We start from the raw sequence: 10,865 nt of genomic DNA, 5'->3' as shown, positions 1-10,865 counted from the left end.
GCCGCGTGGCCGTGGGCATTGATCAGTCCCGGCGCCAACAGAACATCCGGCAGTTCGCGGATTTCTGTCGCGTTACACTTCAACGCTTCGGCGCGCGGGCCGATAAACACGATGCAACCGTCACGGATGCCCAGGCCGTGCTCCTTGAGCACCACGCCTGCCGGTTCGACGGGGACCAGCCAGGTCGGCAGCAATAACAGGTCGAGCGCAATGGCAGGTTTCGGCATCGAGGGTCGGTTCCAGTGCTTTTGTAAAGGATGGCGAAGTATACCCGAGCGTCCTCGCGGGGGGATCGCTATAATCGGCGGCTTTTGTTCATGAGTGCGGGGTGTGGGATGCGCGATCGACTGTTGGCTGCGGAGAAAGTGAAGGCCATCGATTGGCGTGATGGCGCGCTGCACCTGCTGGATCAGCGTATTTTGCCGTTCGAGGAAACCTGGATCGCCTACACCAGCGCCGCCGGCGTGGCCGAGGCGATTCGCTCGATGGTCGTGCGGGGCGCGCCGGCCATCGGCATCAGCGCGGCCTATGGCATCGTCCTTGCGGCGCGGGCGCGGATTGCCGAGGGCGGCGACTGGTACGCGGCGCTGGAAGAGGATTTCGCCCTGCTGGCCGATTCGCGTCCGACCGCGGTCAATCTGTTCTGGGCGCTGGGCCGCATGCACGATCGCCTGGATCGCCTGAAAAGCAACGCCGATCCGCTGGCGGCGCTGGAAGCCGAGGCCATCGCCATTCACGAAAGCGACCGCGAAGCCAACCTGACCATGGCGCAGCTTGGTGTCGATCTGATTCGCAAACATCAAGGCAACGCTCAGGCGATTCTCACGCACTGCAACACCGGCGCGCTGGCCACCGGTGGGTTCGGAACTGCGCTGGGAGTGATCCGCGCTGCTTATATAGAAGGCATGGTCGAGCGCGTTTACGCCGATGAAACCCGGCCGTGGCTGCAAGGCTCGCGGCTGACCGCGTGGGAGCTGGCCAACGAGGGCATCCCGGTGACCCTGAATGCCGACTCCGCCGCCGCGCACATCATGAAAACCAAAGGCGTGACCTGGGTGATCGTCGGCGCTGACCGCATCACCGCCAATGGCGACGTGGCGAACAAGATCGGCACCTATCAATTAGCGGTGAATGCCATGCACCACGGCGTGCGCTTCATGGTCGTGGCACCAAGTTCGACCATCGACATGAACCTGGCCAGCGGCGATGACATCCCGATCGAAGAACGTGATGGCGCCGAACTGCTGGAGGTCGGCGGTAAACGCGTCGGTGCCGATGTTGAAGCGTTCAACCCGGTGTTTGATGTCACCCCGGCGGATCTGATCGATGCGATCGTCACCGAGAAAGGCATCGTCGAACGCCCGGACACCGCGAAAATGGCCCAGCTGATGTGCCGCAAGCGCCTGCATTGAAGGTCCTTAGCGTCTGAGCGGGCCCCATCGCTGGCAAGCCAGCTCCCACAGGTTTTGTGCCCGGCATTGAACCTGTGGGAGCTGGCTTGCCAGCGATGAGGGCCTGAATGTCAATAAACAACTGTAAATCTGCCCCAGATTTCACATTCAAAGAAGCTCAGAGCTTCTGTCGTCCCCCTCAAGCCTGTCATCGGTCAACTAACTATGCTCCATGCGCATCTGGGGGATAGGTGCGTGGCGGCCTTTGTGATAACATCCGGCGTTTTCCGAGGCGGCTCCACGGAGCTGTCTTTACTGCGCAAATCCGCGATCCAATGTTGATTTGTCGTAAGTCGGCGCATGGCACTCGGCCGGCCCCGACGAGCTTCGTTGCTCCCACATGGATATGACGAAGTTTCACCAGAAAAAGGAATCAGGCTTCTCATGGGCGAACTGGCCAAAGAAATCCTCCCGGTCAATATCGAAGACGAGCTGAAACAGTCCTACCTCGACTACGCAATGAGCGTGATCGTCGGCCGTGCACTGCCGGATGCGCGCGATGGCCTCAAGCCCGTGCACCGTCGCGTACTGTTCGCGATGAGCGAGCTGGGCAACGACTACAACAAGCCGTACAAGAAATCTGCCCGTGTCGTCGGCGACGTGATCGGTAAGTATCACCCGCACGGTGACACTGCCGTGTACGACACCATCGTTCGTATGGCCCAGCCTTTCTCCCTGCGCTACCTGCTGGTCGACGGCCAGGGCAACTTCGGTTCGGTCGACGGCGACAACGCTGCGGCCATGCGATACACCGAAGTGCGCATGACCAAGCTGGCGCACGAGCTGCTGGCTGACCTGCACAAGGAAACCGTGGACTGGGTGCCGAACTACGACGGCACCGAACTGATCCCGGCAGTCATGCCGACCCGCGTACCGAACCTGCTGGTCAACGGTTCCAGCGGTATCGCCGTGGGCATGGCGACCAACATTCCGCCGCACAACCTCGGTGAAGTCATCGACGGTTGCCTGGCCCTCATCGACAACCCCGAGCTGACCGTCGATGAGCTGATGCAATACATTCCCGGTCCGGACTTCCCGACGGCTGCGATCATCAACGGTCGCGCCGGCATCATCGAAGCCTACCGCACCGGTCGCGGGCGCATTTACATGCGTGCCCGCTCGATCATCGAAGACATCGACAAGGTGGGTGGCCGTCAGCAGATCGTCATCACCGAACTGCCTTACCAGCTGAACAAGGCGCGTCTGATCGAGAAGATCGCCGAGCTGGTCAAAGAGAAGAAGCTCGAAGGCATCACCGAGCTGCGCGACGAGTCCGACAAGGACGGTATGCGCGTCGTCATCGAGCTGCGTCGTGGCGAAGTGCCTGAGGTGATCCTCAACAACCTCTACGCCCAGACCCAGCTGCAATCGGTATTCGGCATCAACATCGTCGCGCTGATCGACGGCCGCCCACGCATCCTCAACCTCAAGGATCTGCTGGAAGCCTTCGTCCGTCACCGTCGCGAAGTGGTTACCCGCCGTACCGTGTTCGAATTGCGCAAGGCGCGCGAGCGTGGGCACATTCTCGAAGGCCAGGCCGTTGCCCTGTCGAACATCGACCCGGTGATCGCCCTGATCAAGGCTTCGCCAACACCGTCGGAAGCCAAGGAAGCGCTGATCAGCACGCCTTGGGAATCCTCGGCTGTGGTGGCGATGGTTGAGCGTGCCGGTGCCGATTCGTGCCGTCCGGAAAACCTCGATCCGCAATACGGTCTGCGTGAAGGCAAGTACTTCCTCTCGCCAGAACAGGCCCAAGCGATTCTCGAACTGCGCCTGCACCGTCTGACCGGTCTGGAGCACGAGAAGCTGCTGGCCGAGTATCAAGAGATCCTCAACCAGATCGGCGAGCTGATCCGCATCCTCAACAGCGCTGTGCGCCTGATGGAAGTGATCCGCGAAGAGCTGGAAGTGATCCGCGCCGAATACGGCGACGTGCGCCGCACCGAAATTCTCGATGCCCGTCTCGACCTGACCCTGGGCGACATGATCCCGGAAGAAGAGCGCGTCGTGACCATCTCCCACGGTGGCTACGCCAAGACCCAGCCGCTGGCTGCGTACCAGGCTCAGCGTCGTGGCGGCAAAGGCAAATCGGCTACCGGCGTCAAGGACGAGGACTACATCGCTCACCTGCTGGTTGCCAACAGCCACACCACGCTGCTGCTGTTCTCCAGCAAGGGCAAGGTGTACTGGCTCAAGACCTACGAAATTCCGGAAGCATCCCGCGCGGCCCGTGGTCGTCCGCTGGTCAACCTGTTGCCGCTGGATGATGGTGAATACATCACCACCATGCTGCCGGTCGAGGAATACACCGAAGGTCACTACATCTTCATGGCCACCGCCAACGGCACCGTGAAGAAGACCCCGCTGGAATCCTTCAGTCGTCAGCGCAGCGTCGGTCTGATCGCGCTGGAGCTGGACGAAGGCGACGTGCTGATCTCTGCAGCCATCACCGATGGCGAGCGCGAAGTGATGCTGTTCTCCGATGGCGGCAAGGTCACCCGTTTCAAAGAGTCCGACGTGCGTGCCATGGGCCGTACCGCTCGCGGCGTGCGCGGCATGCGTCTGCCGGAAGGGCAGAAGCTGATTTCCATGCTGATCCCGGAAGAAGGCAGCCAGATCCTCACCGCTTCCGAGCGTGGTTATGGCAAGCGCACCGCGATCACCGAGTTCCCTGAGTACAAGCGTGGCGGTCAGGGCGTGATCGCCATGGTCAGCAACGAGCGTAACGGCCGTCTGGTCGGCGCGGTACAGGTACTCGACGGCGAAGAAATCATGCTGATCTCCGATCAGGGCACCCTGGTGCGTACCCGTGTCGACGAAGTGTCGAGCCTGGGTCGTAACACTCAGGGCGTGACGCTGATCAAGCTGGCCAAGGATGAAACCCTGGTCGGGCTGGAGCGGGTTCAGGAGCCCTCGGAAATCGAAGGCGAAGAACTCGAAGGTGAAGAGGGTGAGGAAATCGCAGGCAGCGTCGGTATCGACGAAGCAGGTGAAGACCAGCAACTCGACGCCGCAGCAGACGAAGAACCGCAGGAATAAGCGGACAAACGAGGGGGCGGATGAGAATTCGCCCCCTTGTTATTTGTCCGGTATGAAAATTTGCAACACTGCGGCTGATCGTTCCCACGCTCTGCGTGGGAATGCCGCTGGGGACGCTCCGCGTCCCATGACGCGTAGCGTCATTGGATGCATTCCCACGCGGAGCGTGGGAACGATCAGCCGCAAACCAAAAGATTCAAGTGACCACCAAATCAGAGCGAGATTGGATGTGAGCAAGCGAGCCTATAACTTCTGCGCCGGTCCGGCGGCGCTGCCTGAAGCTGTCCTGCAGCGCGCCCAGGGTGAACTCCTTGATTGGCACGGCAAGGGTCTGTCGGTCATGGAAATGAGCCATCGCAGCGATGAGTTCGTGTCCATTGCCACCCAGGCCGAGCAGGATCTGCGTGACCTGCTGAATATCCCGTCGAACTACAAAGTTCTGTTTTTGCAGGGCGGCGCCAGCCAGCAGTTCGCACAGATCCCGCTGAACCTGTTGCCTGAAGGCGGCTCGGCCGACTACATCGACACCGGTATCTGGTCGCAGAAAGCCATCGAAGAAGCCTCGCGCTACGGCCACGTCAACGTTGCTGCCACTGCCAAGCCTTACGACTATTTCGCCATCCCAGGCCAGAACGAGTGGAATCTGTCGAAAGACGCCGCGTACGTTCACTACGCGCCGAACGAAACCATCGGCGGTCTGGAATTCCAGTGGATCCCGCAAACCGGTGACGTACCGCTGGTGGCGGACATGTCTTCGGACATCCTCTCGCGCCCGGTCGATATTTCGCGTTTCGGCATGATCTACGCCGGCGCGCAGAAGAACATCGGCCCGAGCGGCATCGTCGTCAACATCATCCGCGAAGACTTGCTCGGCAAGGCCCGCTCGCTGTGCCCGACCATGCTCAACTACAAGGTCGCGGCTGATAACGGCTCGATGTACAACACCCCGCCGACGCTGGCCTGGTACCTGTCCGGTCTGGTGTTCCAATGGCTGAAAGAGCAGGGCGGCGTCGAAGCGATCGCCAAGCTCAACGACGTCAAGCAGCGCACCCTGTACGACTTCATCGACGCCAGCGGTCTCTACAGCAACCCGATCAACAAGTCGGATCGCTCGTGGATGAACGTGCCGTTCCGTCTCGCTGACGATCGTCTGGACAAGCCGTTCCTCGCCGGTGCCGACGAGCGCGGTCTGCTCAACCTCAAGGGTCACCGTTCGGTGGGCGGCATGCGCGCCTCCATCTACAACGCCGTCGACATCACTGCGGTCAACGCGCTGGTGGCGTACATGGCGGAATTCGAGAAGGAACACGGCTGATGTCCGAGCAAGAACTCAAGGCACTGCGCGTTCGCATCGACGCTCTGGACACCAAAGTCCTGGAGTTGATCAGTGAGCGTGCGCGTTGCGCCCAGGAAGTCGCCCGCGTGAAGATGGCCTCGCTGGCTGAAGGCGAAGTGCCGGTGTTCTATCGTCCCGAGCGCGAAGCTCAGGTGCTCAAGCGTGTGATGGAGCGCAATCAGGGGCCGCTGGGCAACGAAGAAATGGCGCGGCTGTTCCGCGAAATCATGTCGTCGTGCCTGGCGCTGGAGCAGCCACTGAAAGTGGCTTATCTCGGTCCTGAAGGCACCTTCACCCAAGCGGCAGCGATGAAGCACTTCGGCCACGCAGTGATCAGCAAGCCGATGGCGGCAATCGACGAAGTGTTCCGTGAAGTCGCCGCCGGTGCGGTGAATTTCGGCGTGGTGCCGGTGGAAAACTCCACCGAAGGCGCGGTCAATCACACGCTGGACAGCTTCCTCGAACACGACATGGTGATCTGTGGCGAAGTCGAGCTGCGCATCCACCATCATTTGCTGGTCGGCGAAAATACCAAGACCGACAGCATCAGCCGCATCTATTCCCACGCGCAGTCGCTGGCCCAGTGCCGCAAGTGGCTGGACGCGCATTACCCGAATGTCGAACGCGTCGCGGTATCGAGCAACGCCGAAGCGGCCAAGCGGGTCAAGGGTGAGTGGAATTCGGCGGCGATCGCTGGCGACATGGCGGCAGGGCTGTACGGCCTGACGCGTCTGGCCGAGAAGATCGAAGATCGCCCTGACAACTCGACGCGCTTCCTGATGATCGGTAACCAGGAAGTGCCGCCTACCGGCGACGACAAGACCTCGATCATCGTCTCCATGAGCAACAAGCCCGGCGCGCTCCACGAGCTGCTGGTGCCGTTCCACGACAATGGCATCGACCTGACCCGCATCGAAACCCGTCCGTCGCGCAGCGGTAAATGGACTTACGTGTTCTTCATCGACTTCGTCGGCCACCACCGCGATCCGTTGATCAAAGGTGTGCTGGAAAAGATCAGTCAGGAAGCAGTAGCACTCAAAGTGCTGGGTTCCTACCCGAAAGCAGTTCTCTAAGGGGCGGTAGCAAATGAGTGGCAACTTCCTCGCTCTGGCACAGCCGGGCGTGCAACAACTTTCGCCGTACGTTCCGGGCAAGCCTGTGGACGAACTGGCGCGCGAGCTGGATCTGGATCCGGCAAAAATCGTCAAACTGGCGAGCAACGAAAACCCATTGGGCGCCAGCCCGAAGGCATTGGCGGCGATTCGCGAAGAGCTGGCCGAGCTGACCCGCTACCCGGACGGCAATGGCTTCGCCCTGAAATCGCTGCTCGCCGAGCAGTGCCGTGTCGAGCTGAATCAGGTCACGCTGGGCAATGGCTCCAACGACATTCTTGAGCTGGTTGCGCGTGCCTATCTGGCGCCGGGCCTGAATGCGGTGTTCAGTGAGCACGCCTTCGCGGTGTATCCGATCGCGACTCAAGCAGTTGGCGCTCAGGCCAAAGTAGTTCCGGCCAAAGACTGGGGGCATGACCTGCCGGCCATGCTCGCAGCCATCGATGCCAACACTCGCGTGGTGTTTATCGCCAACCCGAACAACCCGACCGGCACCTGGTTCGGCGCCGAAGCGCTGGACGAATTCCTGCAGGACGTTCCCGAGCATGTGCTGGTAGTCCTCGACGAGGCTTACATCGAGTACGCCGAAGGCAGTGATTTGCCGGACGGTCTCGACTTCCTCGCTGCGTACCCGAACCTGCTGGTTTCGCGCACCTTCTCCAAGGCCTATGGCTTGGCTGCGCTGCGCGTCGGTTATGGCTTGTCGACGCCTGTGGTGGCGGACGTGCTGAACCGCGTTCGTCAGCCATTCAACGTCAACAGCCTCGCCCTGGCGGCGGCGTGTGCGGCGCTGAAGGACGAGGAATATCTGGCGCAAAGCCGTCAGCTCAACGAATCCGGCATGCAGCAGTTGCAGGCGGGTTTCCGTGAGCTGGGGCTGGGCTGGATCGAGTCCAAAGGCAACTTCATCTGCGTCGATCTCGGCCAGGTCGCGGCGCCGATTTTTCAGGGCTTGCTGCGCGAAGGCGTGATCGTGCGTCCGGTGGCCAATTACGGCATGCCGAACCACCTGCGGGTGACCATTGGTCTGCCGGCAGAAAACAGCCGTTTCCTCGAGGCGCTGCGCAAGGTTCTGGCTCGTGGTTGATGTCACTGCGCTGCAACCTGCTGCACCTATGATCGGTCGCCTCGTGGTGGTCGGTCTGGGGTTGATCGGTGGTTCGTTTGCCAAGGGTTTGCGTGAAAGCGGCCTGTGCCGTGAGGTGGTCGGTGTTGATCTCGACCCGCAATCGCGCAAGCTCGCGGTCGAATTGGGTGTGGTCGATCGCTGTGAAGACGACTTGGCGGCGGCTTGCGTCGGTGCCGATGTGATTCAGCTGGCTGTGCCGATTCTGGCCATGGAAAAACTGCTCGCGCGTCTGGCTGTCATGGATCTGGGGCAGGCGATTCTTACGGATGTCGGCAGCGCCAAAGGCAACGTGGTGCGCGCCGCGACCGAAGCGTTCGGCGGCATGCCGGCGCGCTTCGTCCCCGGGCACCCGATTGCCGGTTCCGAGCAGAGCGGGGTGGAAGCCTCGAATGCCGAGCTGTTCCGCCGGCACAAGGTGATCCTGACGCCGCTCGAGCAGACCGATCCTGCCGCGCTGGCGCTGGTCGATCGTCTCTGGCGCGAACTGGGCGCGGATGTCGAGCACATGCAGGTCGAGCGTCACGATGAAGTGCTGGCCGCGACCAGCCATCTGCCGCATCTGCTGGCTTTCGGTCTGGTCGATTCGTTGGCCAAGCGCAATGAAAATCTGGAGATCTTCCGTTACGCTGCCGGTGGTTTTCGCGATTTCACAAGAATCGCCGGAAGCGACCCGGTGATGTGGCACGACATCTTCCTCGCCAACCGCGAGGCTGTCCTGCGCACACTCGATACATTTCGCAGCGACCTCGACGCCTTGCGCGACGCGGTCGATGCAGGGGATGGGCACCAATTATTGGGCGTTTTCACGCGCGCCCGGGTTGCCCGCGAGCATTTCAGTAAAATCCTGGCCCGCAGGGCCTATGTGGACGCTATGAATTCCAACGATCTGATCTTCCTGGCTCAACCTGGTGGCCGCCTGTCCGGTCGGATTCGCGTACCGGGTGACAAATCGATTTCCCACCGTTCGATCATGCTCGGCTCGCTGGCCGAAGGCGTCACCGAAGTCGAAGGCTTCCTCGAGGGCGAAGACGCCCTGGCGACCTTGCAGGCGTTTCGCGACATGGGCGTGGTCATCGAAGGCCCGCATCACGGCCGCGTGACCATTCACGGTGTCGGCCTGCACGGCCTGAAGCCTGCGCCGGGCCCGATCTATCTGGGCAACTCCGGCACCTCGATGCGTCTGCTCTCCGGCCTGCTGGCGGCGCAGAACTTCGATAGCACCTTGACCGGCGACGCTTCGCTGTCCAAGCGTCCGATGAATCGCGTGGCCAATCCGCTGCGGGAAATGGGCGCGGTCATCGAGACCGCTGCTGAAGGTCGTCCACCGATGACCATTCGCGGTGGCCACAAGCTCAAGGGTCTGACCTACACCATGCCGATGGCCAGTGCCCAGGTGAAATCCTGCCTGCTGCTTGCCGGTCTCTACGCCGAAGGCAAGACCACGGTGACCGAGCCGGCACCGACTCGCGATCACACCGAGCGCATGCTGCGTGGTTTCGGCTACCCGGTCAGCGTCGACGGCGCCACGGCTTCGGTCGAGTCCGGCGGCAAGCTCACCGCGACTCACATCGAAGTGCCGGGCGATATCTCGTCGTCGGCGTTCTTCCTGGTCGCAGCCTCGATCGCCGAGGGCTCCGAGCTGGTGCTTGAGCACGTCGGCATCAATCCGACCCGTACTGGCGTGATCGACATCCTGCGGCTGATGGGTGCCGATATCACTCTGGAAAACCAGCGTGAGGTCGGCGGCGAGCCAGTTGCTGACTTGCGCGTGCGCGCAGCTAAACTCAAAGGTATCGAGATTCCGGAGGCGCTGGTGCCGCTGGCGATCGACGAATTCCCGGTCCTGTTCGTTGCGGCTGCGTGCGCCGAAGGGCGTACCGTGCTCACCGGCGCCGAAGAGCTGCGGGTCAAGGAATCCGATCGGATTCAGGTCATGGCGGACGGTTTGCTGGCGCTGGGCGTCAAGTGCGAACCGACCCCGGACGGCATCATCATCGACGGCGGCCAGATCGGCGGCGGTGACGTGCACGGTCACGGCGACCACCGTATCGCCATGGCCTTCAGTGTTGCCTCGTTGCGCGCTACCGCACCGATCCGCATCCATGATTGCGCCAACGTCGCGACCTCGTTCCCCAACTTCCTCGCGCTGTGCGGGCAAGTCGGCATTCGTGTGGCACAAGAGGCTCAGTCGTGAAAAACATTGCACCGGTCATCACCATCGATGGGCCAAGCGGCTCCGGTAAAGGTACGGTCGCCGGTATTCTGGCCAAGCGTCTGGGCTGGAACCTGCTGGATTCCGGTGCGCTTTATCGATTGCTCGCGTTTGCTGCGCACAACCATGGCGTCGACCTGACCAATGAAGAGCTGCTGAAGACATTGGCCGCTCATCTGGATGTGCAGTTCATCGCCGCGACCGAAGGTCAGCTGCAGCGGATCATTCTCGAAGGCGACGAAGTCAGCGATGTCATTCGCACCGAAAGTGTCGGTTCCGGCGCCTCGCAAGTGGCTGCGCTGCCCGCTGTGCGCGAGGCGCTGCTGCAGCGCCAGCGTGCTTTCCAGGAAGCGCCGGGCCTGGTGGCCGACGGTCGCGACATGGGCACGGTGGTTTTTCCGGATGCACCACTGAAGATTTTCCTCACCGCCAGTGCCGAGGAACGGGCGCGCCGTCGATATTTGCAGTTGAAGGGCAAAGTCGAGGGTGTTAGTCTGTCGAGTCTGCTAGATGAGATCCGTGCACGCGATGAGCGTGACACCCAGCGCGCAGTAGCCCCGCTCAAGCCGGCGGCCGACGCGATTCA

Annotated in this window: 7 protein-coding genes and 1 pseudogene; 7 read left to right on the top strand and 1 reads right to left on the bottom strand. The window is 61.6% G+C overall.

Translation table 11 applies throughout. The features are described from left to right. Positions 1-227: pseudogene (locus tag OQK_RS02285) on the bottom strand (TRZ/ATZ family hydrolase); the annotation flags it as partial. A 108-nt stretch (positions 228-335) separates the two neighbouring features. Here OQK_RS02285 and mtnA point away from each other — a divergent pair. From mtnA to cmk, 7 genes are all read left to right on the top strand, one after another. Continuing rightward, complete coding sequence (gene mtnA / locus OQK_RS02280) at positions 336-1,412, top strand: S-methyl-5-thioribose-1-phosphate isomerase (protein ID WP_016770927.1); 1,077 nt, start codon at positions 336-338, stop codon at positions 1,410-1,412. Positions 1,413-1,835: 423 nt separating this feature from the next. Then, complete coding sequence (gene gyrA / locus OQK_RS02275) at positions 1,836-4,490, top strand: DNA gyrase subunit A (protein ID WP_016770926.1); 2,655 nt, start codon at positions 1,836-1,838, stop codon at positions 4,488-4,490. Between the two features lie 229 nt (positions 4,491-4,719). Further along, positions 4,720-5,805 (top strand): 3-phosphoserine/phosphohydroxythreonine transaminase, encoded by a 1,086-nt coding sequence (serC, locus tag OQK_RS02270; RefSeq protein WP_038860448.1) that lies wholly within the window; start codon positions 4,720-4,722, stop codon positions 5,803-5,805. Then, positions 5,805-6,899 carry a prephenate dehydratase gene (pheA, locus tag OQK_RS02265; RefSeq protein WP_016770924.1) on the top strand — a complete coding sequence of 365 codons (1,095 nt, stop codon included), beginning with the start codon at positions 5,805-5,807 and terminating at the stop codon, positions 6,897-6,899. Before serC ends, pheA begins: the two co-directional genes overlap by 1 nt. A gap of 13 nt (positions 6,900-6,912) precedes the next feature. Further along, the gene (gene hisC / locus OQK_RS02260; protein ID WP_016770923.1) at positions 6,913-8,025 is read left to right on the top strand and encodes a histidinol-phosphate transaminase; all 1,113 of its coding nucleotides are present in this window, start codon (positions 6,913-6,915) and stop codon (positions 8,023-8,025) included. A 28-nt stretch (positions 8,026-8,053) separates the two neighbouring features. After that, positions 8,054-10,261 (top strand): bifunctional prephenate dehydrogenase/3-phosphoshikimate 1-carboxyvinyltransferase, encoded by a 2,208-nt coding sequence (locus tag OQK_RS02255; RefSeq protein ID WP_038861073.1) that lies wholly within the window; start codon positions 8,054-8,056, stop codon positions 10,259-10,261. Then, the coding region (gene cmk / locus OQK_RS02250) for a (d)CMP kinase (RefSeq protein ID WP_016770921.1) at positions 10,258-10,865 on the top strand (608 nt) is incomplete at its 3' end. The genes OQK_RS02255 and cmk, both read left to right, overlap by 4 nt.

This window comes from Pseudomonas sp. R62, assembly GCF_000257605.1.
Classification (GTDB): Bacteria; Pseudomonadota; Gammaproteobacteria; order Pseudomonadales; family Pseudomonadaceae; genus Aquipseudomonas; species Aquipseudomonas atacamensis.
The sequence above is the reverse complement of the archived record's forward strand: the minus strand, read 5'-3'. Positions and strand labels throughout refer to the sequence as shown.

Bases quoted from the DNA above. Each gene is read 5' to 3' on its own strand.
- mtnA (WP_016770927.1), top strand. From the start codon at position 336: ATGCGCGATCGACTGTTGGCTGCGGAGAAAGTGAAGGCCATCGATTGG.
- gyrA (WP_016770926.1), top strand. From the start codon at position 1,836: ATGGGCGAACTGGCCAAAGAAATCCTCCCGGTCAATATCGAAGACGAG.
- pheA (WP_016770924.1), top strand. From the start codon at position 5,805: ATGTCCGAGCAAGAACTCAAGGCACTGCGCGTTCGCATCGACGCTCTG.
- hisC (WP_016770923.1), top strand. From the start codon at position 6,913: ATGAGTGGCAACTTCCTCGCTCTGGCACAGCCGGGCGTGCAACAACTT.
- OQK_RS02255 (WP_038861073.1), top strand. From the start codon at position 8,054: ATGATCGGTCGCCTCGTGGTGGTCGGTCTGGGGTTGATCGGTGGTTCG.